We start from the raw sequence: 25,838 nt of genomic DNA on the forward strand, positions 1-25,838 counted from the left end.
AGACGCCTCTACACCGACCCGCAGCGCGGCGACCTCGTCGCGATGGACTCACGAAGACGCACCTTCACCGGCCAGCTCCGCAAGCTCCTCGTCCTGCGAGACCAGAGATGCCGCACCCCCTGGTGCGACGCCCCCGTCCGACACCTCGACCACATCAGACGAGCCACCGACCGTGGCCCCACCGCCGCCGCCAACGCCCAAGGCCTCTGCGAAGCCTGCAACCACGCCAAGGAAGCAGCCCATCTCACCCAGCAGCCGAGGCTCGACGGAAGCGTCGTCACCCTGACCCCCACCGGCCACACCTACCGAGGGCACCGACCCCGACCACCCGGCAGACCGCCCAGCCCACCACCTCCGACGAGAGCCGACTGGTCACACCTTGAGACCTGGCTCCGCTCCGAGCTGCCCGCGTGAGGCGGCAGGATGGCATCGACCACCGAGAAGGAGACCTCATGACCTCGACGCCCTACCGCTCCGTCGCCCCGACCACCGGCGAGGTGCGGTCGACCCACGACACCATCACTGACACCGACCTGGAGGCTGCGCTGGCCACCGGTCACGAGGCGTTCGCCGCGTGGAGTGCCAAGACGCTGGAGGAGCGAGCGGCGGTGGTCACCGGCATCGCCCGCGAGCTGGAGCGGCGTACCGACGAGCTCGCCGACCTCGCCGTGAGCGAGATGGGCAAGCCGCGTTCCGAGGCGGTCGAGGAGGTCGAGTTCTGCGTGGCGATCTTCGACTACTACGCCGACAACGGCCCGCGCTTCGGCGCCGACCAGCCGATCGAGGTGTCGACCGACGGCGACCGCGCGGTGGTGCAGCGGCGTCCGGTCGGGCTCCTGCTCGGCGTAATGCCGTGGAACTTCCCCTACTACCAGGTCGCCCGGTTCGCCGCGCCCAACCTCGTGCTCGGCAACACCGTGCTGCTCAAGCACGCCGAGTCGGTGCCGGGCTGCGCCCTGGCGCTGCAGGAGGTGCTCGACGCGGCCGGCGTGCCCGCCGGGGTCTACCGCAACGTCTTCGCCAGCCACGACCAGGTCGAGCGCATCATCGGCGACCGCCGGGTGCAGGGGGTCTCCCTGACCGGGTCGGAGCGCGCCGGCGCCGCGGTGGCGGCGCTGGCGGGCAAGCACCTGAAGAAGTGCGTGCTCGAGCTGGGGGGCTCCGACCCCTACGTGGTGCTCGACACCGACGACGTGGCTGCGGCGGCCGAGACGGCGTGGGGCACCCGCGTCTACAACACCGGCCAGGCCTGCAACTCCAACAAGCGCATGATCGTCATGGACGACACCTACGACACCTTCGTCGAGGCGCTGGTCGCGCAGGCGCGCGAGCTGTCCCCGGGCGACCCGATGGAGCTCGGCGACCGGCAGTACGCCCCGCTGTCGTCGCGACGTGCAGCCGAGACGCTGGCCGCCCAGGTCGAGGAGGCGGTCGCCCAGGGCGCCACCCTGCACGTCGGCGGCGAGCTCGCGGAGGGCGAGGCGGCGTACTTCTCCCCGGCGGTGCTCACCGGCGTCACCCCCGAGATGAAGGCCTACCGCGAGGAGCTCTTCGGCCCCGTGGCCGTGGTCTACCGGGTGTCCTCGGAGGAGGAGGCGGTCGCCCTGGCCAACGACTCCGACTACGGCCTCGGCGGCGCCGTCTTCAGCCGCGACACGGCCCGGGCGCACGCGGTCGCCAGCCGGCTCGAGGTCGGCATGGCCAACGTCAACACCCCCGCCGGCGAGGGGGCCGAGATCCCGTTCGGCGGCGTCAAGCGCAGTGGCTTCGGTCGCGAGCTGGGTCCGCTGGGCATGGACGAGTTCGTCAACAAGCGCCTGCTGTACGTCGCTGGCGACGCGTGAGGCGTGGCGGGGTCACGGGTACCCCGCCACCACGATGCCGTCGTCCTCGCCCGACCGGAGCAGCCGCCGCGCCCTGCTCCTCGAGCGGGACGGGCCGACCTGCGTGTGGTGCGGGCGGGCGTTCGGGCCGCTCGTGAGACCGACGACCGAGCACGTCGTGCCGCGTGTCAAGGGCGGCCCGTCGTGGCTGGAGAACGAGCTGCTCGCCTGCCGTCGCTGCAACGGCCAGCGTGGCCACCAGGCGGCCGTGGCCTGGCTGGAGGAGTGCGAGCGACGCGGGTGGCAGCCCGACGCCGCGCGGCTGCTGCGCTCGCTGACCGCGCTCGAGCGGGCCGTGCTCGAGCGCGGCGGCCAGCGCCGGGCCCGGCCGTACGTCGCCCGCGAGCTGCGGCGGCTGCGACGCCGCTAGCGCCGGGCCGGCGCGACCTCGAGCCGCATCACCCAGCGCCACTTCGCGATGCGGCGGTCGCGCTCGAACCCGAACCCGGCGTACAGCTCCTCGGGCCCGGTGTGCAGGTAGGCGCCACGCTGCGGCTTCCGCTCGACGGTCTGCTCAGGATACGCCTCGACCACCCCGCCGCCCGCGGCGGCGATCGCCTCGAGCGCGCCGCCCACCGCCGCCGTCGCGACGCCCTGGCCGCGCCGCTTGCCGGCGGTGAAGATGCAGCCGATCCTCCAGTCGGGCAGTGCGACCAGGTCAGCGGCGTACGCCTTGGGGTTTTTGATCGAGGCGACCTCGTCGACGGTGCCGAACTGGCACCAGCCGACGCACTCGCCGTCGTCGTGCACGAGCACCTGCTGCACCCGGCCGGCGTCGACGAGATCACGCTTGGCCTGCCGGTTGCCGCCGGCCTCGCGTGCCCGGCTGAAGGCATCGGGGTGGGAGCCCATGCACCAGCAACCGCCCCACACGCCGTTGTGCGCCTCGACCAGGCGCGCGAAGTCGTCCCAGGTCTCGGGCATCAGGAGCGTGGTCGTGAACGCCATCCTGCGACCATAGGCCCAGGTCTGGTCAGATGCGGACCGGACGACCCGAAAGATGGCGCACAATCGACTAGGTGCGCCGTACTGGGCGGATGGAGTCGCCCAGAGACCCGTGTGAGGTCGAGAAGCTGCGTGCTGCCGCGCGCCGTCTCCGGCTCGCCGGCAAGCACGCCGCGGTCGACCGAGCCGTCGCCGCGGCCGACCGCGTCGTCCCGACGGCCGGCTAGTCGCGGTCGGCGTCGCCGCCGGGCACGGCGCTGTCGGCCAGGACGGCGTACACCTCCCAGCGCTCGCCGTCGGGGGTGTTCTCGACCCAGAACTTGTCCTGCTTGGCGTAACAGCAGACGGTCTGGCGCTCGTCGAGGGTGGCGAGGCCGGCCGCGGCGAGGCGGGTCTGCGCGGCGTCCACCGTGGCGGTGTCGGCCACCTCGACGCCGAGGTGGTTGAGGCCGCCGCCGTGGCCGGGGTTCTCGATCAGCACGAGCTTCAGGGGCGGGTCGGCGACGGCGAAGTTGGCGTAGCCGGGCCGCTGCTTGGCGGGCGCGACGCCGAGGAGTGCGGAGTAGAACGCGACCGACCGCTCGAGGTCGTCGACGTCGAGGGCGAGCTGGACACGGGACACGAGATCCTCCTGAGACTTCGAAGGTGATCGACATCAGGTTGAGCCCAGATATCGATGTCTGTCAATATCGATGTATGTCGAAGTCCTTGACGCTCGACCCGGCCGCGAGGGTCGACAGCGTGGCCTGCTGCACGCCCATCGCGGCCGAGGCGATCAGCCAGGCCGGTGCCGAGTGCGTCGCGCCGCTGCTCAAGGCCCTCGCCGACCCGGTGCGGCTGCGACTGCTCTCGCTGGTGCTGGCCCACGAGGGCGGGGAGGCCTGCGTCTGCGACCTGCTGCCGGCCTTCGACCTCTCGCAGCCCACCATCAGCCACCACCTCAAGGTGCTGCACGAGGCGGGCCTGGTCGACCGCGAGAAGCGCGGGGTGTGGGTCCACTACCGCGCGCGTCCGGAGGCGATCGGTGCGCTGAGTCGGCTCTTCGCCCCCCTCGCCGGGGGCCCGACGTGAGCGCCCCGACGACCGCGGCGACCGCGGGACCCGACGCCGGGGTCACGGGGCGGCTCTCGACCCTCGATCGGTTCCTGCCGGTCTGGATCCTGGCCGCGATAGGCCTCGGTCTGCTGCTCGGGGGCGTCGTTCCCGGCCTCGACGAGGCGCTGGCCGCGGTCGAGGTCGGCTCGGTCTCGCTGCCGATCGCCGTCGGGCTGCTCGTGATGATGTACCCCGTGCTGGCCAAGGTCCGGTACGACGAGCTCGGCCACGTCGCCGCCGACCGCCGGCTACTCGGTGCCTCCGTCGCGCTCAACTGGGTGCTTGGACCGGCGCTGATGTTTGCCCTGGCGTGGCTGATGCTGCCCGACCTGCCGGAGTACCGCGCCGGGCTCATCATCGTCGGCCTGGCCCGCTGCATCGCCATGGTGCTGATCTGGAACGACCTCGCCTGCGGCGACCGCGAGGCCGCCGCGATCCTGGTCGCCGTCAACTCGGTCTTCCAGGTCGTCGCATTCGCCGGCCTCGGCTGGTTCTACCTCGAGGGGCTGCCCGGCTGGCTGGGTCTCGGCGACGCCGCGACCGGCGGTGGCCTCGAGGTGTCGGTGTGGGAGATCGCCACCTCGGTGCTGGTGTTCCTCGGCATCCCGCTCGCGGCGGGCTTCCTGACCCGCACGATCGGCGAGCGCACGAAGGGCCGCACCTGGTACGAGGACCGCCTCCTGCCCCGCGTCGGTCCGCTCGCGCTCCACGGCCTGCTCTTCACCATCGTCGTGCTGTTCGCGCTGCAGGGCGACAGCATCACCAGCCGCCCGCTCAGCGTCGCACGGATCGCGCTGCCGCTGCTCGCGTACTTCGCGCTCATGTGGGCTGGGTCGTTCGCGCTAGGCAAGGGCCTCGGCATGACCTACGAGCGCAGCACCACGCTCGCCTTCACCGCCGCCGGCAACAACTTCGAGCTCGCGATCGCGGTCGCCATCGGCGTCTTCGGGGTCACCTCCGGCCAGGCCCTGGCAGGCGTCGTCGGACCGCTCATCGAGGTCCCCGTGCTCGTCGGCCTCGTCTACGTCAGCCTCTGGGCGCGTCGGTTCTTCCCCCACGCGTCCCGCGCGTCCACCCCGACAGGAGCCTCGTCATGAGCGACGTCCCCCAGGTCGTCTTCGCCTGCGTCCGCAACGGTGGCCGGTCCGTGATCAGTCGGGTGCTCGCCGAGTACTACGCGCAGGGGCGGGTGGTCGCGCTGTCGGCCGGCACCCAGCCGGGCGAGCACATCCACCCCGAGGTCGCCGACGTGCTCGAGCAGCTCGGTCTCGACACCTCCGCCGAGCGCCCGACGCTGCTCACCCGCGACACCGTCGCCGCCAGCACCCTCGCGATCACCCTCGGGTGCGGCGAGGAGTGCCCCTACGCCCCCGGGGTGCGCTACGTTGACTGGCCCGTCGCCGACCCCGGCGGCCAGGACGAGGCCGGCGTACGCCGCGTGGTCGCCGACCTCGACGCCCGTGTCCGTGCGCTCCTCCTCGAGCTCGTGCCCGACCTCGCCCTCCCGCCGTCCGTCCTCGACCGCGCCTGAGGTCCAGCCACCGTCCCGCGCGCCCGGGGCGGCGTACGGTGCGGAGGTGGACGACCGGATCGTGGCGCTGACGCCGCAGACGTGGTCGCTCTTCCACTTCAACGACGCCAACGCGCTGTGCTCGGGCCCCGAGACCGCTCGGGAGCTCAAGCAGCGCCTCGTCGAGGAGGGGGTCGCGCACGCCGCGCTCGTGGTGCGCGACGGCAGGGTCTCGCCGAGGTCGCGCTGCGCGGCGCCGTCGACCTGCTCGCGGTGGCCGGGGGCGGGGCGGTCGAGGGCTACCCGCGCGACATGGCGCTCAAGCAGGGCAGAAAGACGTCGTCGTTCCTCTAGAACGGCACGCGACGCATGTACGAGCGGGAAGGCTTCACCTACGTCAGGCCGAAGGGGCAGCTCGACTGCGTCGTGCCGCACTCCGTGGCCTCCGACCGACCCTCACGCGAGCAGCTCGTCGAGGTCGGCGAGCTGGACAATCCCCTCGGCCAGCGCCCGGAGGGCGGGGTCGTCGGTGACGAGGGCGTCCGCCTGGAGCTTCGCGACAGCCAGGTGCTCGACGTCGCCGATCGCCTCGAGGCCCAGGTCGCGGGCGAGCGACCAGGCGGTCGCTCGGGAGACCCGGTCGCCGAGGAGTCGAACCTTGACGGCGGTGACGCGCTCCAGCACGGCCTTGGCGTCGACCTCGGTACGCCGCCCCACCACGACGTCGGCGTAGAGCAGCGCCATGGCGTCGCTGCGGAGCGACCCGCGCCCGACCAGCGTGTGCTCGGGCGCGAGCGCCCGTCCCGACTCGACGAGGCGGAGCAGGGCGGCACCGTCGAGGGCGAAGCGCGTCATGGCGGCAGGCTAGGCCGTGCCGCCGACGGGGTCACCGGGTCAGGTCGAGGTCGGCACCGACGGCGCGGGCGGTGGACTCGAGGTCGGGCAGCAGCCCCAGTGCGGTCTCGGCGGGGCCGACCGCCGACAGCGAGACGTTGAGCGCGCCGACCACCGCGCCGCGGTGGCGCACGGGCACGGCGAGGGAGCGCAGGCCCGGCTCGAGCTCCTGGTCGACCAGGGCGTGCCCGTCGCCGGCGACGCGGCGCAGCGCGTAGAGGAGGGCGTCGGGGTCGGTCGTGGTGCGCTCGGTCAACGGGTCGAGCGCCATCGCCCGCACGCGCACGGACCGCTCGGCCTCCGGAAGGGCTGCGAGCAGCACCCGTCCCATCGACGTCGCGTGGGCCGGGAACCGGGTGCCGACGGTGATGCCGGCCCGCATCAGCCGGTGGGTGGTCGCGACGCGCGCGACGTAGACGATGTCGTCGCCGTCGAGCACCGCTACCGACGACGACTCTCCGGTGCGCGCGGTCAGCTGCTCGAGGTGGGGCTGGGCGACCTCGGGCAGCCCCATCCCCGAGAGGTACGCCGTGCCGAGCTGCAGCACCTGCGGTGTGAGGGCGAACAGCCGGCCCTCGACCCGCACGTAGCCGAGCTGGGCGAGAGTCAGCAGCAGTCGTCGGGCCGTGGCTCGGGTCAGCCCGGTGCGCTCGGCGACCTCGCTCAGGGTGAGCCGGCCGTGCTCGGCGTCGAAGCAGGTGATGACGGCGATGCCGCGGGCCAGCGACTGCACGAAGTCGTCACCGGGTAGCGGCCCGGCGCCCTGCGCGGTGTTCGGCATGCGAACGAGCATACGCTGTGCGAACATCAAGCGCATGGCAGACGCATTCCTCTACGCCGCGGCCCGCACCCCGTTCGGCCGCTTCGGCGGCGCCCTGGGCGGCGTACGCCCCGACGACCTGGCCGCGACGGCGCTCACCGGCGTGCTGGCGCAGGCGCCCGACCTCGACCCGGCCCGGCTGGGTGACGTGGTGTGGGGCTGTGCGAACCAGGCGGGCGAGGACAACCGCAACGTCGGCCGGATGGCGGTGCTGCTGGCCGGGCTCCCGACAAGCGTGCCCGCCACGACGGTCAACCGGCTCTGCGGCTCCAGCCTCGACGCCGCGATGGTCGCCTCGCGCACCGTCGAGACCGGTGACGCCCACGTCGTGGTCGCCGGTGGGGTCGAGTCGATGACGCGCGCGCCGTGGGTGCTGCCGAAGCCGTCGCGCGCCTTCCCGGCGGGCAACGTCGAGGCCGTGTCGACGACGCTCGGCTGGCGGCTGGTCAACGACCGGATGCCGGAGGAGTGGACGGTCTCGCTGGGGGAGTGCAACGAGCTGCTCGCCGAGCGCTTCGGCATCGACCGTGAGCGGCAGGACGAGTTCGCCGCGCGCTCGCACGCGCTCGCCGACGCCGCCTGGGAGGCCGGGTCGTACGACGACCTCGTCGTGCCGGTCGAGGGGGTCGAGCTGACCCGCGACGAGGGCATCCGCCCCGGCTCGAGCGCCGAGAAGCTCGCCGGGCTGAAGCCGTCGTTCAGGAAGGACGGCACCATCACCGCCGGCAACGCCTCGCCGCTCAGCGACGGCGCGGCCGCGCTGCTGATCGGCGCCGAGGGCGCCGTCGACGGGCTCGAGCCGCTCGCGCGGATCGCCGGTCGCGGAGCGCACGCGCTCGACCCGCAGGACTTCGGTTTCGCACCCGTCGAGGCGGCCGACGCCGCGCTGTCCCGGGCCGGCATCGGGTGGGACGACGTGTCCGCCGTCGAGCTCAACGAGGCCTTCGCGGTGCAGTCGCTCGCCTGCGTCGACGCCTGGGGGGTCGACCCCGAGGTCGTCAACGCCTGGGGTGGCGCGATCGCGATGGGCCACCCGCTCGGGGCCTCCGGGGCCCGGGTGCTCGGGACCCTGGCCAACCGGCTGCGCGCCGACGGCGGGCGCTGGGGTGTCGCGGCCATCTGCATCGGCGTCGGGCAGGCCCTGGCCGTGGTCCTCGAGAACGGCAGCGCTCGGTGAGCGGGCTGACCACCGTCGCCGACGACGTCGACGCCGCGGTCGCCGGCGTCGAGGACGGCTCGGTCGTGCTCGTGGGTGGCTTCGGCATGGCCGGCATGCCGGTCGAGCTGATCGACGCCCTCATCCGCCAGGGCGCCCGCGACCTCACCGTGGTCAGCAACAACGCCGGCAACGGCGACACCGGACTGGCTGCGCTGCTCGCGGCGGGCCAGGTGCGCAAGGTCGTCTGCTCGTTCCCGCGGCAGAGCGACTCGTGGGTCTTCGACGGTCTCTACCGCGCGGGTGACATCGAGCTCGAGGTCGTCCCGCAGGGCACGCTCGCCGAGCGGATGCGCGCCGCCGGCGCCGGGCTGGGCGGCTTCTGGTGCCCCACCGGTGTCGGTACGCCGCTCGCGGAGGGCAAGGAGGAGCGCGAGATCGACGGGCGCCGCTACGTGCTCGAGCTGCCGCTGCGCGGCGACGTGGCGCTGGTCAAGGCCCATCGGGCCGACCGCGTGGGCAACCTCGTCTACCGCAAGACGGCTCGCAACTTCGGTCCCGTCATGGCCACCGCCGCCGCCCGCACGGTGGCGCAGGTCGGCGAGGTCGTCGAGACCGGCGCCCTCGACCCGGAGGTCGTCGTGACCCCGGGCATCTACGTCGAGACGGTGGTGGTGGCATGAGCACGCTCCTGACCAAGAACGAGATCGCCGCCCGCATCGCGGCCGACATCCCGCGCGGCGCCGTGGTCAACCTCGGCATCGGCCAGCCCACGCTGGTCGCCGACCACCTCGACCCCGAGCGCGGCGTGGTGCTGCACACCGAGAACGGCATGCTCGGCATGGGCCGCGCCGCCAGCGGCGACGAGGTCGACCCCGACCTGATCAACGCCGGCAAGGTGCCGGTCGTGGAGACGCCGGGGGCGTCGTACTTCCACCACGCCGACTCCTTCGCGATGATGCGCGGCGGCCACCTCGACGTGTGCGTGCTCGGCGCCTTCCAGGTCTCGGTCGCCGGCGACCTCGCCAACTGGCACACCGGAGCGCCCGACGCGATCCCCGCGGTCGGCGGCGCGATGGACCTCGCCATCGGCGCCAAGCAGACCTTCGTGATGATGACGCTGCTCGACAAGCAGGGCCGCTCCAAGCTCGTCGACGCGTGCACCTACCCGTTGACCGGGGTGGGTTGCGTCAGCCGCGTCTACACCGACCACGGCGTCATCGACGTGGGTCCCGAGGGCGCCCGTGTCGTCGAGCTGCACGGCACCACCGTCGAGGAGCTGCGCGAGCTCACCGGCCTCGACCTGGCCTGAGATCGGCCCGCGCCCACCCCTTCGTCAGGATGGGCGCGTGAGCGAGGGGTCCCACCGCGTCGACTGGCTCCTCGGCGGGGCGATCGTCGCGCGCAACGTCTACGGCGTCGCGATGGTGCTGCTGATCCCGCTCATGATCGGGACGCAGCCGCTGCTGCTGACGCTGCTCAGCGGCTCGAGCGTCGCCGAGGTCGTCATGGGGGCCCGGGTGCGCGTCGGGGAGACGTCGTGGCCGGTGGCGATCGCGGTCGGGGTGCCCGTCTGGGTGCTGACCGACTGGCTCTACTGGGCGGCCGGCCGCCGGTGGGGCGACCGCGCCCTGGTGCGCCTCCTCGGCCGTCGCGACCCCGCGGAGGCCCAGCGTCGGGCCGCCCGGGTGGAGCGGCTCGCGCACCGGCTGGGCCCGCTGGCAGTGCTGGTCGCGAAGTTCCAGCCGCTCCCGGGCCCTCTCGTGTACGCCGCTGCCGGCACCGGCGGCATGCGGCTGCCGGTCTTCCTCGCCCTCAACCTCCTCGGCGCCACGGCCTACTCGGCCGTCATGGTGGCCCTCGGCCACGCCCTCGGTCGGCGGGCGATCGGGCTGGTCGACCGGGTCGAGCAGTACGCCGTGGTGCTCACGCTCGTGGTCGCCGTGCTGCTGGTCGTCGGGTTCCTGAGCCGTCGCCGCCCGAGGCGCACGTCGACCCGCGGGCGCTCAGCGGCGGGTGCGGCCCGTCAGCGCCGAGCCCACCGCGACGACGGCAGCGCCGACGGCCACGGCCGCGACCAGCGTTGACTCGGGAGCGTCGGCGACGCGGCCGTAGGCCAGCCACGCGAGGCCCCAGGCGATCGCCGCGGCGACGGTGACACGGCCGCCGAAGGCACGGGCGTAGACGGCGGCGAGGGCGGCGACCACGACGAGCAGCACGCTGGCCAGGGCCACGCTGACCTCGAACCCGCTGGCCGTCAGCGCCGCCGCGACGTTGGCGAAGGTCGCGACGCTGACCCAGCCGAGGTAGAGCCCGAAGGTGCCGTCGACGACGACGCGCTCCGCCGTGCCCCGGGTCGGGGCCACGTCGGTCAGCCGCTGGACGAGCAGGCCGAGGGTCAGCAGCAGCGCGACGATGACGACGACGCTGCCCCAGATGGAGCCGGTCTGGGTCACCAGCAGCCAGCCGGCGTTGAGCACCATGGAGAGCGCGGCCAGCCAACCGGTGGCCCGCAGGCGCGGGTCGGTGGCGCGGCCCGGCAGCCACTGCCACACGGTGTAGGCGAGCAGGCCGAGGTAGATCACCGACCAGATCGAGAACGCCGGACCGGCAGGCGCCAGCAGCGTCGAGTCGGCCGCCAGGGCGCCGCTGTTGGTGTTGTCCACGGAGGTGCCGAGGACCCCGGACCCGATGAGCGAGCCGACGACGCAGAACACCTCGGCGGCGGTCACCCCCACCTGGCGGATGCGGTCGGCGCCCGTCGGGGTCTCCACGGGCCGGTCGATGTCGAGGAGTGCCATGTTTGCTAAGTAACCGAGCAACTTAGTTGCTAAACCTGTGCGGCTGCTCACCCTGGTCGCCGAGGTCTACCCGGTCGCGCTGCGCGAGGCGCGCGACCGACTCGCGCAGCGGGCGGCGGACGCCGCCCGGACACGACGAACGGCCGGCCACGCGGGTGCGTGACCGGCCGTTTCGCGCGGTGCATCAGGACTTGAAGGTGTCCTTGATGTTCTCGCCGGCCTTCTTGGCGGAGGACTTGGTCTGGTCGGCCTTGCCCTCGGCCTTCAGCTCGTCGTTGTTGGTCGCGTCGCCGATGACCTCCTTGGCCTTGCCAGCGAGGTCCTCAGCAGCGTTCTTGGCCTTGTCAGCGAGTCCCATGATGCGTCCTTCCTTCTGGGGGCCGGGCGCTCGGAACGCGCCTGGCCGATCGGGTTTCGTGTCAGTTGGACGCAACCGGCACGCCGATCCTCACGCGGGAGGCAGGCAGGTCACACGATCGTCGTCCGCTTCTGCTCAGCGGAAGCCGCGTGATGACGGTGTGGCGTGCGTCTCCCTACCGTCGGAGGCATGAGCACGCTCGCCAGCACCACCCGCACCCGCGTCGTCGTCGTGGGAGGGGGGCCGGCCGGGCTGATGCTGTCGCACCTGCTGCACGTCGCGGGCATCGACTCGGTGGTGCTGGAGCGGCGCACGGTCCACGAGATCGAGACCACCCACCGCGCCGGCATCCTCGAGCGCGACAGCGTGCGGCTGCTCGTCGACAGCGGCGTGGGCGACCGGGTGCTGACCGAGGGCGACCGCCACGGCGGCATCTTCCTGCGCTTCGGCGGCGAGAGCCACCACGTCGACTTCGAGCGGCTCGTCGACGCGTCGGTGTGGCTCTACCCCCAGACCGAGGTCTTCACCGACCTGCAGCGCGCCCGTGCCCGTGACGGTGGCGACGTGCGGTTCGGCGTCGACGACGTGCGGGTCGAGGACGTCGTCGAGCCACGGGTGACGTACGCCGACGCGACTGGTGCCCGGCACGAGGTCACCGCCGAGATCGTGGTCGGCGCCGACGGCTCGCGCAGCGTGTGCCGCGACCTCGTGGCCGGCCACGAGCGGTTCGGCCGCGAGTACCCCTTCGCCTGGTTCGGGATCCTGTGCGAGGCGCCCCGCAGCGCCGACGAGCTCGTCTACGCCCGCTCCGAGAAGGGCTTCGCGCTGGTCAGCCAGCGCACCGAGTCGGTGCAGCGGATGTACTTCCAGTGCGACCCGGGCGAGGACCCCGACGCCTGGAGCGACGACCGCATCTGGGCCGAGCTGCAGTCGCGCCTCGCAGGGACCGACGGCTTTTCTTTGAACGGGGGGCCGGTGCTCGAGCGCTCGGTGCTGCCCTTCCGCAGCTTCGTGCAGACGCCGATGCGGCACGCCAACCTCCTGCTCGCCGGCGACGCCGGCCACACCGTCCCGCCCACCGGGGCCAAGGGCCTCAACCTCGCCCTCGCCGACGTGCGGGTGCTCGCCGAGGTGCTCGAGCGCCACCTGCTCAAGGGCGACGACGAGGCGCTGGCGTCGTACAGCGACCTCGCGCTCGACCGCGTCTGGCGCGCCCAGCACTTCTCCTACTGGATGACCACGCTGCTCCACCGCACCGCGGAGTCGAGCGAGTTCGACGAGCGCCGCCAGCTCGGCGAGCTGTCGTGGCTGGTCTCCTCCGAGGCCGGTTCCACCTACCTCGCCGAGGGCTACACCGGCTGGCCGGCGCGCTAGTCGAGCTCGTCGAGTACCCTCTGGGCCACCCGGAAGGCGGAGTTGGCCGAGGGGACGCTGCAGTAGACCGCGCTCTGCAGCAGCACCTCGCCGATCTCGTCGCGGGTGAGGCCGTTGGCGACGGCGGCGCGCACGTGGAGGGCCAGCTCCTCGTGGTGGCCGCCGGCGACGAGGGCGGTGAGCGTGATCATCGAGCGGCTGCGGCGGTCGAGGCCGGGTCGGGTCCAGACCGAGCCCCAGGCGTACTCGGTGATGAAGCGCTGGAAGTCACGCGTCAGGTCGCTGGTGCCGGCCTCGGCGCGGTCGACGTGGGCCTCGCCGAGCACCTGCCGGCGCACCCGCATGCCGTCGGCGTGCCGGTCGCGGGTGCCGCCCAGCTGCTCGCGCAGCAGGGCGACGACCTCGTCGGGGCGCTCGGCGGGGGCCAGGTGACCGACGCCGCCGAGCACGACGAGGCGGCCCTGCTGCACGCGGTCGGCGACGACGCGCAGCCCCTCGGCGGGCGTGGCGACGTCGTCGGAGCCGGCGACCGCCAGCACGGGCGCGCCGATCTCGCCGAGCCGCTCGCGCACGTCGTACGTCGCCAGCGCGCCGCAGACGGCGGCGTACCCGGCGTCGCCGACGTGACGCAGCTGCTCGAGCAGGCGGCCCGCGACGTCGGGGTGGGTGGCGACGAAGTCGCCCCCGAACCACCGCTGCGCCGACGACTCCACCAGCGCGGAGGTGCCGGCCCGGCTCACGAGGTCGGCGCGCTCGGCCCACGACTCCCGCGTGCCGATCTGCGCGCCGCTGCACACGACCGCCGCCGAGGTGACCCGGTGGGGGGCGTCGAGCAGCAGCTGCAGCCCGACGGCCCCGCCGACGGAGTCTCCGGCGTAGGCGAAGGTCGCGTCGGGACCGGCGACCCGGTCGACGAGCGCGACGACCGCCGCGGCGAGGTCGGCGACGGTGAGGCCGTCGGGCGCCTCGACGTCGTGGGAGGCGCCGTGGCCGGGCAGGTCCCAGCCGACCACGTGGTGGGTCTCGCCGAGCGGGCCGGCGACGGCCTCCCAGAGCGTGGCGACGCTGGTGCCGAGCGACGGGCCGAGCACGAGCAGCGGTGCGCCCTCGGTGCCGGCGAGCTGGCTGCCGGCGAGGGGTAGCGAGGTGGTCGCAGGCGATGTCACGGGGCCTCCTGGGTCTCGGCGCGCTCCAGCACCCGGTCGACGTACGCCGCTGCGGCGCCGAGGTAGGAGCGGGGGTCGGGGTCGGGGTCCGGCTCGCGCCCGGTGAGCGTGAGCAGCGGGGCGCGCTCGGCGAGCAGGTCGTCGGCGACCGCCCCGGCCCGACGGGCGGCGGCAGCGGTGTCGACCTCGAGCCCGGAGACGAGCTCGGCGGCGTGCGAGGCGGCGACGACGGTGCGGCGGGCGAGCTGGGCCAGCGCCGACCACTCGACGTGCCACGCGCCGTCGGCGCGCTCGTCTACCTGCTCGACGTCGGCGAGGTGCAGCTGGGCGCCGAGCGCGGGCGCGGCCAGGGCGGCGCGCCGCACCAGCACCGAGAGCACGGGGTTGCGCTTGTGGGGCATCGTCGACGACCCGCCGCGCCCCTCGGCCGCCGGCTCCGCGACCTCGGCCACCTCGGGCCGGGCCAGCGAGAGCACGTCGCGTGCGAGGTGACCCAGCGCGTCGGTGGTGGTGACGAGGGCGTCGCCGACCCGGGTGAGCGGCGCGCGGGCGGTGTGCCACGGCGAGGCGTCGTCGAGACCGAGCGCGGCCGCGGTGCGGGCCACGACGGCGAGCGCGTCGTCGACGCCGCCGAGCAGGTCGACGGGGGCGGCGAGGGTGCCGGCCGCGCCGCCGAGCTGGGCGGGGAAGCGCAGCAGGGCGAGGTCGTCGCGGGCGTCGAGCACGCCGGTGAGCCAGGTCGCGGCGCGCAGGCCGACGGTGGTCGGCACGGCGTGCTGGGTCAGGGTGCGGGCGGCCGCGACGTCGTCACGGTGCCGGCGGACGGTCCCGGCCAGCGCGTCGACCACCCCGTCGAGGTGGGTCTGCACCCGCCCGGTCGCGGTGCGGGCGCAGAGCAAGAGCGCGGTGTCGAGCACGTCCTGGCTGGTCAGGCCCCGGTGCAGCCAGCGGGCCGGCTCCCCGTGCAGCCGCGACCGCAGCGCCGCCACCAGCGGCACCACCGGGTTGCCCGCGGCCTCGCCGCCCGCGGCCACCGAGGCGAGGTCGTCGGGGTCGAGGAGGCCGGAGAGCTCGACGTCGGTGCCGGGTCGCAGCGCGTCGAGCCACGCCTGCTCGACGGCGACCATCGCGCGCAGCACGGCGGCGTCGGTGAAGGTGTCGCCGGCGCGCTCGTCACCCGGCCAGAGCAGGCTCACCCGGCGACGCTACCGGCCGCGGACGGCGCCGTGCCGCGGGAAGGCGAGGAAGACGGTCTCGTCGTCGCCCTGCAGCCGGACGTCGAAGCGGTAGCCGAGCTCGTCGGGCACCGCGACGAGGGTGTGGCGGCGCTCGGTCGGCACGCCCGCGAGGAACAGGTCGGCGTCGAGGTCGACACCCTCGACCGGCAGGTAGGCGCGGGTGAAGAGCCGGTCGAGCAGGCCGCGGGCAAACAGCGTGACCGCGACGAAGGGCGCCGTACCGCCTGCCGCCACGCCGGGCACCACGGTGGTGAGCTCGTAGTGGCCGCCCGCGTCGACCGCCACCCGGCCGAAGCCGGTGAAGGCGTGACCGCGTCGCAGCGAGCCCTGCTCGGCGGGGAGCGAGCCGTCGGGTGCCGCCTGCCAGGTCTCCAGCAGGGCGTCGGGCACCGGGTCGCCGGCACCGTCGGTCACGGTGCCGTGCAGCCGCACCGCCCGCGGGTGGGCGGCCGGCACGACCTGGCCGCCGCCCTCGACGGGCAGCGCGTAGCCGAAGAACGGCCCGACGGTCTGGCCGGGGGTGGGCACGAGCTCACTCATCGTCGGCCTCCATCGGGGTCGCGTGGGTGCCGGTGAGCACGATGTCCCAGCGGTAGCCGGTGGCCCACTCGTGGGTCGTCAGGTCGTGGTCGTACGCCGCCACCAGCCGCGCCTGCGCGGCCGGGTCGACGATGGACTGGTAGATCGGGTCGAGCGCCAGCAGCGGGTCGCCGGGGAAGTAGACCTGCGTGATCATCCGCTGGGTGAACTCGGTGCCGAACAGCGAGAAGTGGATGTGCGCCGGGCGCCAGGCGTTGTGGTGGTTGCGCCACGGGTAGGGCCCCGGCTTGACCGTGGTGAAGCGGTAGCGGCCGTCGTCGTCGGTCAGGCAGCGACCGACCCCGGTGAAGTGCGGGTCGATCGGCGCCGGGTGCTGGTCGCGCTTGTGCACGTAGCGGCCGGCGGCGTTGGCCTGCCAGACCTCGACGAGCTGCCGGCGTACCGGCCGGCCGTCGGCGTCGAGCACCCGCCCGGTCACGACCATCCGCTCGCCGATCGGCTCGCCGCCCGCCTGCACCGTCAGGTCGGCCTCGTCGGGCGCGACGTCGCGGTGGCCGAAGACCGGCGCCACCAGCTCGACGCCCTCGGGGTCGGCGTGGTGGAGGTCCTTGGTGGGGTGGCGCAGCAGGCTGCTGCGGTACGGCGCGTAGTCGAGCCGCGGGCCGGTCTCCGGCGCGGTCTCGGCGTCGTACGACGCGGCGGCCGCGGCGATCTCGGCGCTCACGTCCGCCTGGGAGGGGAGGCTCGGTGCTGTCACGTCGAGGAACCTAGGGGGCGGTCGGTGCCCCGGCCAGGACGCCCTTCCGCTGAGTGGAACACGGGTGTGGCGGCCGTCACGACGCCGGTGCTGCACTGCCGCCATGTCTCCCACCACCGCCTCGCGCTGGCCCGTCGTCCTCTGCTGGGTAGCCGTCGCCCTCGACGGCTTCGACCTCGTGGTCCTGGGCGCCGTGCTCGAGACGCTCCGCACCGAAGGAGCGCTCGGTTTCACCGGCCCGACCCTGACCCTCGCCTCCACCCTCGGCCTGGCCGGGGTCGGCGTCGGCGCCGTGGCCGTCGGGCCGCTCACCGACCGGTTCGGCCGCCGCGCGACGCTGCTCGCCTGCATCGCGTCGTTCTCGCTCTTCACCCTGGCCGTGGCGGTCGCGCCGAGCGTCACCTGGTTCATCGTCTTCCGGGTCCTCGCCGGGGTCGGCCTCGGCGCCTGCCTGCCGACCGCGCTGGCCTACATGAGCGAGCACGCGCCCCGGGGGCGCGGCGGCAGCGCCATGACGCGGCTGATGACCGGCTACCACGTCGGCGCCGTCCTCACCGCGCTGCTCGGGCTGCTGCTCATCGAGTCGGTGGGGTGGCAGGCGATGTTCGTCGTCGGCGGGCTCGCCGGCCTCGCGGTGCTGCCGCTGATGTGGTGGAAGCTGCCCGAGTCGGAGGCGTTCCTCCGCGCCCGCGACGCCGGTCCCGCCGAGCGCCCCGCGTCGGTCAGCCGACCACGTGACATCGTGCGCGGTCGCTACCTCGCGGTCAGCATCGGCCTCTGGACGGCGTCCTTCATGGGCCTGCTGCTCGTCTACGGGCTCAACACCTGGCTGCCGTCGATCATGGGCGCCGCCGGCTACTCCATCGAGGGCGGCATCGCGCTGCTCCTCACCCTCAACGTCGGCGCCGTGATCGGCCTCGTCGTGGCCGGCGCCATCGCCGACGCCCGCGGCAACAAGCTCACCGCGCTGGTGTGGTTCGGCGTCGCCGCGGTCGCGCTCGTGCTGCTGTCGGTGCGCATCGAGAGCACGGTGCTGGTGTACGCCGCCGTCCTCGTCGCCGGCGTCTTCGTCTTCAGCGCCCAGGTGCTGGTCTACGCCTTCGTCGGCCACCTCTACCCGCCGGAGGTCCGCGGCACGGCGCTCGGCCTCGCCGCCGGTGTCGGCCGGGTGGGCGCCATTGTCGGGCCCTTCCTCGGTGGCGCGCTGGTCAGCCTGGGCATCGCCTACCCGTGGGGCTTCTACGCCTTCGCGCTCGCCGCGGTGCTCGCGGTGGTGGCCCTTTCCACCGTCCCGGCCCACCTGGAACCATCCGACTCATGGCCGGCAACGTCTCCCGAGCCGGGACGACCGTCACCGGTCGCGCCCTCGCACTGATCGGGGCCTTCGACGAGCACCACCGCCGGCTCAGCCTGACCGAGCTGGCGACCCGCGCCGACCTGCCCGTGCCCACCGCGCACCGGCTGGTCGGCGAGCTCGTCTCGTGGGGCGCGCTGGCCCGTGACGACGACGGCTCCTACGTCGTCGGTCGGCGGCTCTGGGACGCCGGCATGCTCGCGCCCGTGCAGCGCGGCCTGCGCGAGACGGCGTCGCCGTACCTGCACGACCTGTACGCCGCCACCCACGCCACCGTGCACCTCGCGGTGCGCGACGGCGCCTCCGTGCTGTACGTCGACCGGCTCGCCGGCCACGCGTCGGTGCCCGTCATCAGCACCATCGGCTCGAGGTTGCCCCTGCACGCCACCGGCGTCGGCAAGGTGCTGCTCGCCCACGCGCCCGCCGCCGTGCGTGAGCAGGTGCTGGGCCGGCTCGAGCGGATCACGCCCTACACCGTCGTCCAGCCCGGTCGGCTGCAGCGCCAGCTCGAGCGCGTCGTCGCCGACGGCTTCGCCAGCACCCGCGAGGAGATGAGCCTCGGCGCCTGCTCGCTCGCCGTGCCGGTCGAGGCACCCGGCCCGTCCGGCGAGGTCGTCGCCGCCCTCGGGATCGTGGTGCCCTCGCTCGAGCGCAGCCAGGCCCGCCTCGTGCCCGCCCTGCAGGTCGCCGCCCGCGGCATCACCCGCGCGCTCGGTGCGCCGGGGGAGCCGTGAGCAGCGAGCGGGGTACTCAGGGCCTCGTGGGGACGGCAGTGGAGGTCGAGCTGGTCGACGCAGCGGTGCTGCGCCGCCCCAAGACCCTGCCCGCGACCGCGAGCGTGGGCGACGTACGCCGCCTGCTCGGCGACCACGTGCACGCCGCGCTGCTGGTCGACGGGTCACGGCTGGCGGCCGTGGTGGTGCGCGACGACCTCGTCGAGGCGTCCGACGATGACCCCGCGGTCGACCTCGGGGCGCTCGAGGGCCGCACCGTCCGCTCCGGCACCTCCCTGGCGGCGGCCCAGGAGCAGCTCGCGGCCACGGGCCAGCGACGCGTGGCGGTGGTCGACGGTGACGGCGACCTCGTCGGCCTGCTGTGCCGCAAGCGCAAGGGCGACGGCTGGTGCACCGACGCCGGCGTCGCCGCGCGACGCCGCGAGCGGGAGGGCTGAGCACCCGGCCGGCGGCGCCGCAGGAGAGGGTGGCGCCGTGGGGCTGCTGACGGGGTTCGCGACGATCGGCGCGGTCATCGGCCTCGGTGCGCTGCTCGCGCACCTCCGGCTCGTCAGCGAGCGCACCCAGCGCGAGCTGCTGACGATCTCCTTCGTCGTCGCCAGCCCGGCGCTGATGGTCACCACCATCGGCGACGCCGACCTCGGCCAGGGCCTGGTCGGCAGCTTCGTCGCGGCCGCTCTCTCGGTGCTCGCCGCCGCCGGGGCGTACGCCGCGTGGGCGCGGTGGCGGCGCCGACGCGACGCGGGCGACCTCGTCGTCGGCGCGATGGCGTCGTCGTACGTCAACGCGGGCAACCTCGGCATCCCGGTCGCCGGCTACGTGCTGGGCGACGCCGCCGCCGTGGCGCCGGTGCTGCTGCTCCAGATGCTCGTGGTGCAGCCGCTCGCCCTGGTGGTGCTCGACGCCCAGCGGCCGGGCGGTCGTCGCGGCGCGCGGGCCGCCCTGGTGCGTCCGCTGCGCAACCCGCTGACGGTCGGGGCGCTGCTCGGGGTACTGCTGGCCGTCACCGGCTTCCGGTTGCCGGAGCCGGTGCGGGCCCCGGTCGAGCTCGTCGGGGCGCTGGCCATCCCGGCCATGCTCATCGCCTACGGGATCTCGCTGCGGCTCGGTCCCGGGCTCGCGGGCGTGGGCAGCCGGGTCGAGCTCGCGGTGACCACCACGGCCAAGCTGGTGGTGCAGCCCCTCGTCGCCTGGCTGGTGGCGCGGTGGGCGCTCGGCATCGAGGGTCCGACCTTGCTCGCGATCGTGGTGTGCGCAGCGCTGCCGACGGCGCAGAACATCTTCCTGCACGCCAGCCGCTACGAACGGATGCAGGTGCTCGCCCGCGACACCATCCTCGTGACCACCGTGCTGTCGGTGCCGGTGCTCGTGGTCGTCACGCTGCTGCTCGGGTGAGACTCAGCCGACGTGGGTGACCGACACCTGTCCCGCGTCGACGTGCCAGCGCTGGTCGAGGCGCACGGCGTCGAGCAGCCGGCGGTCGTGGGTGACCAGCACGAGCGCCCCGTCGTAGGACTCGAGCGCCTGCTCGAGCTGCTCGATGGCGGGCAGGTCGAGGTGGTTGGTGGGCTCGTCGAGCACCAGCAGGTTGGTGCCGCGCGCCTGCAGCAGCGCCATCGCGGCGCGGGTGCGCTCGCCGGGCGACAGCGCGCCGACCAGGCTGGCGACCTGGTCGGCCTTGAGGCCGAACTTCGCGAGCAGCGTGCGCACGTCGGCGGGGCTCATCGCGGGCATGGTGCGCTCGAACGCCTCGCCCAGCGCCACGTCGTCGGCCAGCCCGGTGCGGGCCTGGTCGATCTCGCCGATCGCGACCGACGCCCCCAGGCTGGCGCGGCCGGAGGTCGGCTCGAACCGTCCGAGCAGCAGTCGCAGCAGGGTGGTCTTGCCGGCCCCGTTGGCCCCGGTCACCCCGATCCGGTCGCCGGCGCTCACCTGCAGCGACGCGGGGCCGAACGCGAAGCTGCCGAGCTGCGCGGTGGCCGCGTCGAGGGTGGCGACCACCGAGCTCGACCGCGGCGCGCTGCCGATCGAGAACTGCAGCTGCCACTCCTTGCGCGGCTCCTCGACCTCCTCGAGCCGCGCGATCCGCGACTCCATCTGCCGCACCTTCTGGGCCTGCTTCTCCGACGACTCCTGGCTGGCCCTGCGACGGATCTTGTCGTTGTCGGGCGACTTCTTCATCGCGTTGCGCACGCCCTGCGAGCTCCACTCGCGCTGCACCCGGGCGCGCCGCACCAGGTCGGCCCTGGTGTCGGCGTACTCCTCGTAGCGCTCGCGCGCGTGCCGCCGGGCCACCGCCCGCTCCTCGAGGAAGGCGTCGTAGCCGCCGTCGTGGACCGCGACCTGGTGCTGGGCGAGGTCGAGCTCGACGACCTTGGTGACGACGCGGGAGAGGAACTCGCGGTCGTGCGAGACCAGCACCACGCCCGCGCGCAGACCGCCGACGAAGCTCTCGAGCCGCTCGAGCCCCGCGAGATCGAGGTCGTTGGTGGGCTCGTCCAGCAGCATCACGTCGAAGCGGCTCAGCAGCAGCGCGGCCAGCGCCGCGCGGGCCGCCTGCCCGCCCGACAGCGAGGCCATCAGCGCGTCGGGGCCGACGTCGAGCCCGAGGTCGGCCATGACGGGCGGCAGCCGCTCGTCGAGGTCGGGGGCGCCGCTGGCGAGCCAGTGGTCGAGGGCGTCGGCGTACGCCGCGTCGGCGGCCGGGTCGTCGCCGAGCCGGCCCGCCCAGTGCTCCATCGCCTCGGTCGCGGCGGCCGCGCCGGTGCGCCGGGCGACGTACGCCGCCACGGTCTCGCCCGGCACCCGCTCGTGCTCCTGGGGCAGCCAGCCCACGAAGGCGTCGGACGGCGCGGTGCTGACGGTGCCGTCGAGCGGCGCCAGGTCGCCCGCGAGGATGCGCAGCAGCGTGGTCTTGCCGGCGCCGTTGGCGCCCACGACCCCGACCACGTCACCGGGCGCGACGGTGAGGTCGAGCGCCTCGAACAGGGTGCGGTGGCCGTGGCCCCCGGCAAGTGCCTTGGCGACCAGGTGCGCGCTCACCCGCCGATCGTAGTGAGGTGCGTCAGCGGTCGACCCAGCGCTGCATCGCCTCGGGGTAGCGCTCGCCCACGACCTGCACCTCGGCCGAGGCCCGGTCGAGCTCGGCGAGGTCGTCGGCCGTCAGCGCGAGGTCGGCGGCGCCGAGGTTCTCCTCCAGCCGCTCGGCGCGGCGGGTGCCGGGGATCGGCACGATCCAGGGCCGCTGCGCCAGCAGCCAGGCCAGCGCGACCTGCCCGGTGGTGGCTCCCACCCGCTCGGCGACGGCGGTGACCCGGTCGACGAGCGCGAGGTTGGCCTGCAGCGCCTCCCGCTCGAAGCGGGGGAGCGTGGCGCGGATGTCGCCCTCGCCGAACTCGGCGTCGGCGGTGACCTGGCCGGTGAGGAAGCCGCGACCCAACGGGCTGAAGGGCACGAAGCCGATGCCGAGCTCCTCCAGGGTGGGCAGGATCTCGGCCTCGGGCTCGCGCCAGAACAGCGAGTACTCGCTCTGCAGCGCGGTCACCGGGTGCGTGGTGTGGGCCTTGCGGATGGTGTCGACACCGGCCTCGGAGAGCCCCAGGTGCCGCACCTTGCCGGCCGCGACGAGCTCGCCGACGGTGCCGGCGACGTCCTCGATCGGGACGTCGGGATCGACGCGGTGCTGGTAGAGCAGGTCGATGGTGTCGGTGCGGAGCCGTCGCAACGAGCCGTCGACCGCCCGGCGGATGTCGTCGGGCCGACTGGTGACGCCGGTCTGGCGGTCGTCGGCGTCGAACGCGAAGCCGAACTTGGTGGCGACGACGACCTGGTCGCGCACCGGCTCGAGCGCCTCGCCGACGAGCTCCTCGTTGTGGAACGGCCCGTAGACCTCGGCGGTGTCGAAGAACGTCACGCCTCGCTCCACCGCGTCGCGCAGGAAGGCGACCATCTCGTCGCGCGGTGGTCGGGGACCGAAGGACTGGCTCATCCCCATGCACCCCAGGCCGAGGGGGGAGACGGAGGGACCGGAGCTGCCGAGCGTGCGTGCCTGCATGCCGCTGTCGTACCCCCACCTCTCGATCACCTGCGCCCGCGGGCGGTCGCCGTGGTCGTCGGGTGCGTCGCCGTGCTGGTCGCCTGGCAGGTCGACCGAGGACCGAACCGCCGCTCAGCGCCGCCGCAGGGCGAGGACGGGGATGGTGCGGGAGGTCTTCTCCTCGTACTCCCGGAAGCCGTCGCTGAGCTGCTTGAAGCGCTCGTAGCCGGCGTCGCGGTCGGCACCCGCGAGCTCCTCGACGCGCACCTCGACGACGCCCTCGTCGCCGGTCTCGATCGAGACCTCGGGGTGGGCCTTGAGGTTGTGGTACCAGTCAGGGTTGTCGGGCGCCCCGGCCTTCGACGCCGCGACCAGCCAGGTGTCGTCATCGTCGCGGACGTGCACGAGCGGGGTCACCCGCTCGGTGCCGGTGCGCGCACCGAGGTGGTGCACCAGCACCAACGACCGGCCGAACGCCGCGGCCTCGGTGACCTCGCCGCCCTTCTCGCGGAACTCCGCGATCACCTTGGCGTTCCAGTCCTGGAAGTCAGCCACGTCGGGCTCCTCGTCGCGCAGGGGTAGGTGGGCTCGAACATAGCGCGCCGTCGCGTACCGCCGCCTCAGCCGAGCTCGTCGCCGAGCACGGCGAGGAACTCGTCGGCCATCTCCACCTGCCGGGCGAGGCGGGCGCGGCGCTGCAGCGCGTCGTCGTGCACGGCCTGCAGTCGTGCCCGCGCCTGGTCCCGCGCCGACGCCGTCGACCTGGATGCGCGCAGCGCCTCGCTGTCGATCAGCGCCGCCTTCATCTCCTCGAGGGTGAAGCCGAGGGGCTTCATCCGACGGATGAGCAGGATCTTCTCCACGTCGGCCTCGGTGTAGAGCCGGAAGCCGCCCTCGGTGCGGCCCGACGGCACGAGCAGGCCGACGTCCTCCCAGTGTCGCAGGCTGCGCAGCGACAGCTCGGTGCGCGCCGCGACCTCGCCGATGCGCATCGGCGGGGTGTCGGGGGGCTGGTCGGTCATGTGGGCACGATCACCGGACTTCGAGTTGCAACCCTCACGTTGCGTGAGGTTGGGTCGTGGACGGTCCTCGCCCCACCCTGCCGAGCGTCGTACGCCCGTGCCAACTCCCGAACGGACTCCCGTGCCCCCTGCTGCCGCCACGTCCGCGCCAACCGTCGGCGCCGCGCTGCGCTCGCCCCGCCTGCTGCGCACCGAGGTGCTCGCCGGGCTCGTGGTGGCGCTCGCGCTCATCCCCGAGGCGATCTCGTTCTCGATCATCGCCGGGGTCGACCCCCGCGTGGGGCTGTTCGCGTCGTTCACGATGGCCGTGGTGATCTCGGTCGTCGGGGGTCGTCCGGCGATGATCTCGGCCGCGACCGGCGCCATCGCGCTGGTCGTCGCGCCCGTGATGCGTGACCACGGCTACGACTACCTGATCGCCACGGTGCTCCTCGGCGGTGCCATCCAGGTCGTGCTCGCGCTCGTCGGGGTCGCCCGGCTGATGCGGTTCGTGCCGCGTTCGGTCATGGTCGGCTTCGTCAACGCCCTGGCGATCCTGATCTTCTCCTCCCAGCTGACGCACCTGGTCGACGTGCCGTGGGCGGTCTACGTGATGACCGCGGTCGGCGTCGCCGTCATCGTCGGATTCCCCCGGGTCAACCAGGTCGTCCCCGCCCCGCTGGTGGCGATCGTCGCGCTCACGGCGTTCACCGTCGCCGCCGCGGTGCAGGTGCCCGACGTCGGCGACCAGGGCCGGCTGCCCGACAGCCTGCCCGCGCTCTTCGTGCCCGACGTGCCGCTCACCCTCGAGACGCTGCGCATCATCGCGCCGTACGCCGTGGGCATGGCGCTGGTGGGCATCCTCGAGTCGTTGCTCACCGCCAAGCTGGTCGACGACATCACCGACACCGGGTCGGACAAGACCCGCGAGACCTGGGGCCAGGGCGTCGCCAACCTCGTCACCGGACTCTTCGGCGGCATGGGCGGCTGCGCCATGATCGGCCAGACGATGATCAACGTGAAGGTCTCGGGCGCCCGCACCCGGCTCTCGACCTTCCTCGCCGGCGCCTTCCTGCTCGTGCTCGTCGTCGGCCTCGGCGACATGGTCGCGCTGATCCCGATGGCCGCGCTCGTCGCCGTGATGGTGATGGTCTCGGTCGCGACCTTCGACTGGCACTCGGTGCGTCCCGCCACGCTGCGCCGGATGCCGCGCTCCGAGACGGCCGTCATGGTCACTACCGTCGCGGTCACCGTGTTGACGCACAACCTCGCCATCGGCGTCGTCACCGGCGTGCTCGTCGCCATGACGCTCTTCGCCCGCCGCGTCGCCCACGTGACCGACACGCACCGCGAGGTCGTGGTCGGCGCCGACGGCGAGCCGACGGCGGTCTACCGCGTCACCGGCGAGCTGTTCTTCGCCTCCTCCAACGACCTCTACACCCAGTTCGAGTACGCCGCCGACCCGGCGCACGTCGTCATCGACCTCCGCGACGCCCACGTGTGGGACGCCTCCACCGTCGCCTCGCTCGACGCGATCACGACCAAGTACGAGCGCCGCGGCGCCGAGGTCAGCATCGTCGGCCTGCACGGCCAGAGCGCCGAGCGCCATGACCGGCTGACCGGGCGGCTGCCCAGTCACTGAGGCCAGCCAGGGCGCGTCCGGAGCGACTCGGGGTCATGCTGTGCACCGTCATCGAGGCGTGCAGCACGCCGCCTGCCCCCGACAGCCGCGAGAACATGCCGAGGACGTGCAGTCCGCTGCCTACCACCCCGGTCATGCGGGCAGCTCGCCGCGGAGCCAGGTCTCGAGGTGGGACCAGTCGGCACGTGTCGGGGGCGGTGGTCCCGGGGGTCTGGGTCGGTGTCCCGTGTAGGTGTGTCCGGTCGGGGTGGTGGTGACCACGGATCTGTCGAGCCGGGTCTCCTGGTGGAGGTGGGCTGCTTCCTTGGCGTGGTTGCAGGCTTCGCAGAGGCCTTGGGCGTTGGCGGCGGTGGTGGGGCCGTGTTCGGTGGCTCGGCGGATGTGGTCGAGGTGTCGGATGGGGGCGTCGCACCACGGAGTACGGCATCTCTGGTCTCGCAGGACGAGGAGCTTGCGGAGCTGGCCGGTGAAGGTGCGCCGTCGTGAGTCCATCGCGACGAGGTCGCCGCGCTGCGGGTCGCTGTAGAGCCGTCG

At 73.8% G+C, this 25,838-nt stretch carries 31 protein-coding genes and 1 pseudogene; 17 read left to right on the forward strand and 15 right to left on the reverse strand.

Annotation, left to right across the window (positions count from 1 at the left end):
- Positions 1-452 precede the first annotated feature (452 nt).
- Positions 453-1,844, forward strand: coding sequence for an NAD-dependent succinate-semialdehyde dehydrogenase (locus ACYU8I_RS17710; RefSeq protein WP_460843423.1), 1,392 nt, complete (start codon positions 453-455; stop codon positions 1,842-1,844).
- A gap of 34 nt (positions 1,845-1,878) precedes the next feature.
- A complete protein-coding gene (locus ACYU8I_RS17715) occupies positions 1,879-2,253 on the forward strand; it encodes an HNH endonuclease (RefSeq protein WP_460843425.1) in 375 nt (124 codons plus the stop codon).
- Here the strand turns inward: ACYU8I_RS17715 and ACYU8I_RS17720 are convergent.
- A complete protein-coding gene (locus tag ACYU8I_RS17720) occupies positions 2,250-2,831 on the reverse strand; it encodes a GNAT family N-acetyltransferase (RefSeq protein WP_460843427.1) in 582 nt (193 codons plus the stop codon). The two genes, ACYU8I_RS17715 and ACYU8I_RS17720, sit on opposite strands and share 4 nt — an antisense overlap.
- A gap of 89 nt (positions 2,832-2,920) precedes the next feature.
- On the opposite strand from ACYU8I_RS17720, the gene ACYU8I_RS17725 reads away from it, so the two are divergent.
- On the forward strand, positions 2,921-3,055 hold the full coding sequence (locus ACYU8I_RS17725; protein WP_460843429.1) for a hypothetical protein: 135 nt from the start codon (positions 2,921-2,923) through the stop codon (positions 3,053-3,055).
- Here the strand turns inward: ACYU8I_RS17725 and ACYU8I_RS17730 are convergent.
- On the reverse strand, positions 3,052-3,450 hold the full coding sequence (locus ACYU8I_RS17730; RefSeq protein ID WP_460843431.1) for an ArsI/CadI family heavy metal resistance metalloenzyme: 399 nt from the start codon (positions 3,448-3,450) through the stop codon (positions 3,052-3,054). The genes ACYU8I_RS17725 and ACYU8I_RS17730 overlap by 4 nt on opposite strands.
- Before the next feature lie 74 nt (positions 3,451-3,524).
- Here ACYU8I_RS17730 and ACYU8I_RS17735 point away from each other — a divergent pair, with 74 nt between their 5' ends.
- Genes ACYU8I_RS17735 through ACYU8I_RS17745 form a run of 3 tightly spaced genes read left to right on the forward strand, consistent with a single transcriptional unit; the run spans position 3,525 to position 5,454 of the window.
- Positions 3,525-3,899: a metalloregulator ArsR/SmtB family transcription factor gene (locus ACYU8I_RS17735; protein WP_460843433.1), complete on the forward strand. Its 375-nt coding sequence runs from the start codon at positions 3,525-3,527 to the stop codon at positions 3,897-3,899.
- Entirely contained in the window at positions 3,896-5,020 is a 1,125-nt protein-coding gene (gene arsB / locus ACYU8I_RS17740; RefSeq protein ID WP_460843435.1) for an ACR3 family arsenite efflux transporter, read from the forward strand. Before ACYU8I_RS17735 ends, arsB begins: the two co-directional genes overlap by 4 nt.
- Positions 5,017-5,454: an arsenate-mycothiol transferase ArsC gene (locus ACYU8I_RS17745; RefSeq protein WP_460843437.1), complete on the forward strand. Its 438-nt coding sequence runs from the start codon at positions 5,017-5,019 to the stop codon at positions 5,452-5,454. The genes arsB and ACYU8I_RS17745 overlap by 4 nt, the downstream gene beginning before the upstream one ends.
- A gap of 435 nt (positions 5,455-5,889) precedes the next feature.
- On the opposite strand, the gene ACYU8I_RS17750 is transcribed toward ACYU8I_RS17745, so the two are convergent.
- Together ACYU8I_RS17750 and ACYU8I_RS17755 are read right to left on the reverse strand one after the other, a co-directional pair.
- Positions 5,890-6,288, reverse strand: coding sequence for a hypothetical protein (locus ACYU8I_RS17750; protein ID WP_460843439.1), 399 nt, complete (start codon positions 6,286-6,288; stop codon positions 5,890-5,892).
- Positions 6,289-6,319: 31 nt separating this feature from the next.
- On the reverse strand, positions 6,320-7,108 hold the full coding sequence (locus ACYU8I_RS17755; protein WP_460843441.1) for an IclR family transcriptional regulator domain-containing protein: 789 nt from the start codon (positions 7,106-7,108) through the stop codon (positions 6,320-6,322).
- Positions 7,109-7,142: 34 nt separating this feature from the next.
- On the opposite strand from ACYU8I_RS17755, the gene ACYU8I_RS17760 reads away from it, so the two are divergent.
- From ACYU8I_RS17760 to ACYU8I_RS17775, 4 genes are read left to right on the forward strand one after another with little or no spacing between them, the layout of a single operon-like run.
- Entirely contained in the window at positions 7,143-8,324 is a 1,182-nt protein-coding gene (locus ACYU8I_RS17760) for a thiolase family protein (RefSeq protein ID WP_460843443.1), read from the forward strand.
- Complete coding sequence (locus ACYU8I_RS17765; RefSeq protein WP_460843444.1) at positions 8,321-8,986, forward strand: 3-oxoacid CoA-transferase subunit A; 666 nt, start codon at positions 8,321-8,323, stop codon at positions 8,984-8,986. The genes ACYU8I_RS17760 and ACYU8I_RS17765 overlap by 4 nt, the downstream gene beginning before the upstream one ends.
- Positions 8,983-9,615 (forward strand): 3-oxoacid CoA-transferase subunit B, encoded by a 633-nt coding sequence (locus ACYU8I_RS17770; RefSeq protein WP_460843446.1) that lies wholly within the window; start codon positions 8,983-8,985, stop codon positions 9,613-9,615. The genes ACYU8I_RS17765 and ACYU8I_RS17770 overlap by 4 nt, the downstream gene beginning before the upstream one ends.
- A 37-nt stretch (positions 9,616-9,652) precedes the next feature.
- Positions 9,653-10,390 carry a DedA family protein gene (locus ACYU8I_RS17775; protein WP_460843448.1) on the forward strand — a complete coding sequence of 246 codons (738 nt, stop codon included), beginning with the start codon at positions 9,653-9,655 and terminating at the stop codon, positions 10,388-10,390.
- Here the strand turns inward: ACYU8I_RS17775 and ACYU8I_RS17780 are convergent.
- On the reverse strand, positions 10,310-11,104 hold the full coding sequence (locus tag ACYU8I_RS17780) for a TspO/MBR family protein (protein ID WP_460843450.1): 795 nt from the start codon (positions 11,102-11,104) through the stop codon (positions 10,310-10,312). The genes ACYU8I_RS17775 and ACYU8I_RS17780 overlap by 81 nt on opposite strands.
- A 37-nt stretch (positions 11,105-11,141) precedes the next feature.
- On the opposite strand from ACYU8I_RS17780, the gene ACYU8I_RS17785 reads away from it, so the two are divergent.
- Positions 11,142-11,267 (forward strand): hypothetical protein, encoded by a 126-nt coding sequence (locus tag ACYU8I_RS17785; protein ID WP_460843452.1) that lies wholly within the window; start codon positions 11,142-11,144, stop codon positions 11,265-11,267.
- Between the two features lie 21 nt (positions 11,268-11,288).
- On the opposite strand, the gene ACYU8I_RS17790 is transcribed toward ACYU8I_RS17785, so the two are convergent.
- Complete coding sequence (locus ACYU8I_RS17790; RefSeq protein WP_460843455.1) at positions 11,289-11,462, reverse strand: CsbD family protein; 174 nt, start codon at positions 11,460-11,462, stop codon at positions 11,289-11,291.
- A 189-nt stretch (positions 11,463-11,651) separates the two neighbouring features.
- Between ACYU8I_RS17790 and ACYU8I_RS17795 the strand changes: the two genes are divergently transcribed.
- Complete coding sequence (locus ACYU8I_RS17795; protein ID WP_460843458.1) at positions 11,652-12,836, forward strand: 4-hydroxybenzoate 3-monooxygenase; 1,185 nt, start codon at positions 11,652-11,654, stop codon at positions 12,834-12,836.
- Here the strand turns inward: ACYU8I_RS17795 and pcaDC are convergent.
- From pcaDC to pcaH, 4 genes are read right to left on the reverse strand one after another with little or no spacing between them, the layout of a single operon-like run.
- The gene (gene pcaDC / locus ACYU8I_RS17800) at positions 12,833-14,002 is read right to left on the reverse strand and encodes a bifunctional 3-oxoadipate enol-lactonase/4-carboxymuconolactone decarboxylase PcaDC (RefSeq protein ID WP_460843460.1); all 1,170 of its coding nucleotides are present in this window, start codon (positions 14,000-14,002) and stop codon (positions 12,833-12,835) included. The genes ACYU8I_RS17795 and pcaDC overlap by 4 nt on opposite strands.
- Entirely contained in the window at positions 13,999-15,198 is a 1,200-nt protein-coding gene (locus ACYU8I_RS17805) for a lyase family protein (protein WP_460843462.1), read from the reverse strand. The genes pcaDC and ACYU8I_RS17805 overlap by 4 nt, the downstream gene beginning before the upstream one ends.
- A 9-nt stretch (positions 15,199-15,207) precedes the next feature.
- Positions 15,208-15,780 (reverse strand): protocatechuate 3,4-dioxygenase subunit alpha, encoded by a 573-nt coding sequence (pcaG, locus tag ACYU8I_RS17810; protein ID WP_460843464.1) that lies wholly within the window; start codon positions 15,778-15,780, stop codon positions 15,208-15,210.
- Positions 15,773-16,537, reverse strand: coding sequence for a protocatechuate 3,4-dioxygenase subunit beta (gene pcaH, locus ACYU8I_RS17815; RefSeq protein ID WP_460843465.1), 765 nt, complete (start codon positions 16,535-16,537; stop codon positions 15,773-15,775). Before pcaH ends, pcaG begins: the two co-directional genes overlap by 8 nt.
- A gap of 103 nt (positions 16,538-16,640) precedes the next feature.
- Between pcaH and ACYU8I_RS17820 the strand changes: the two genes are divergently transcribed.
- Genes ACYU8I_RS17820 through ACYU8I_RS17835 form a run of 4 tightly spaced genes read left to right on the forward strand, consistent with a single transcriptional unit; the run spans position 16,641 to position 20,020 of the window.
- Entirely contained in the window at positions 16,641-17,912 is a 1,272-nt protein-coding gene (locus ACYU8I_RS17820; RefSeq protein ID WP_460843467.1) for an MFS transporter, read from the forward strand.
- A complete protein-coding gene (locus ACYU8I_RS17825) occupies positions 17,855-18,625 on the forward strand; it encodes an IclR family transcriptional regulator (RefSeq protein ID WP_460843470.1) in 771 nt (256 codons plus the stop codon). The genes ACYU8I_RS17820 and ACYU8I_RS17825 overlap by 58 nt, the downstream gene beginning before the upstream one ends.
- Before the next feature lie 26 nt (positions 18,626-18,651).
- Positions 18,652-19,062, forward strand: coding sequence for a CBS domain-containing protein (locus ACYU8I_RS17830; protein ID WP_460843472.1), 411 nt, complete (start codon positions 18,652-18,654; stop codon positions 19,060-19,062).
- 37 nt (positions 19,063-19,099) lie between these two features.
- Positions 19,100-20,020 (forward strand): AEC family transporter, encoded by a 921-nt coding sequence (locus ACYU8I_RS17835; RefSeq protein WP_460843474.1) that lies wholly within the window; start codon positions 19,100-19,102, stop codon positions 20,018-20,020.
- A gap of 3 nt (positions 20,021-20,023) precedes the next feature.
- Here the strand turns inward: ACYU8I_RS17835 and ACYU8I_RS17840 are convergent, their stop codons facing one another.
- The 4 genes from ACYU8I_RS17840 to ACYU8I_RS17855 all read right to left on the reverse strand — a co-directional run bounded on the left by ACYU8I_RS17840 (position 20,024) and on the right by ACYU8I_RS17855 (position 23,683).
- Entirely contained in the window at positions 20,024-21,667 is a 1,644-nt protein-coding gene (locus tag ACYU8I_RS17840) for an ABC-F family ATP-binding cassette domain-containing protein (RefSeq protein WP_460843477.1), read from the reverse strand.
- Positions 21,668-21,689: 22 nt separating this feature from the next.
- Entirely contained in the window at positions 21,690-22,679 is a 990-nt protein-coding gene (locus ACYU8I_RS17845) for an aldo/keto reductase (protein ID WP_460843479.1), read from the reverse strand.
- Between the two features lie 114 nt (positions 22,680-22,793).
- Positions 22,794-23,216, reverse strand: coding sequence for a nitroreductase/quinone reductase family protein (locus tag ACYU8I_RS17850; protein ID WP_460843481.1), 423 nt, complete (start codon positions 23,214-23,216; stop codon positions 22,794-22,796).
- Positions 23,217-23,281: 65 nt separating this feature from the next.
- Complete coding sequence (locus ACYU8I_RS17855; protein ID WP_460843483.1) at positions 23,282-23,683, reverse strand: MerR family transcriptional regulator; 402 nt, start codon at positions 23,681-23,683, stop codon at positions 23,282-23,284.
- A 121-nt stretch (positions 23,684-23,804) separates the two neighbouring features.
- On the opposite strand from ACYU8I_RS17855, the gene ACYU8I_RS17860 reads away from it, so the two are divergent.
- On the forward strand, positions 23,805-25,304 hold the full coding sequence (locus ACYU8I_RS17860; RefSeq protein ID WP_460843484.1) for a SulP family inorganic anion transporter: 1,500 nt from the start codon (positions 23,805-23,807) through the stop codon (positions 25,302-25,304).
- A gap of 132 nt (positions 25,305-25,436) precedes the next feature.
- Here the strand turns inward: ACYU8I_RS17860 and ACYU8I_RS17865 are convergent.
- A pseudogene (locus ACYU8I_RS17865) lies at positions 25,437-25,838 on the reverse strand (HNH endonuclease); the annotation flags it as partial.

The sequence above is a fragment of the Nocardioides marmoraquaticus genome, assembly GCF_054777915.1.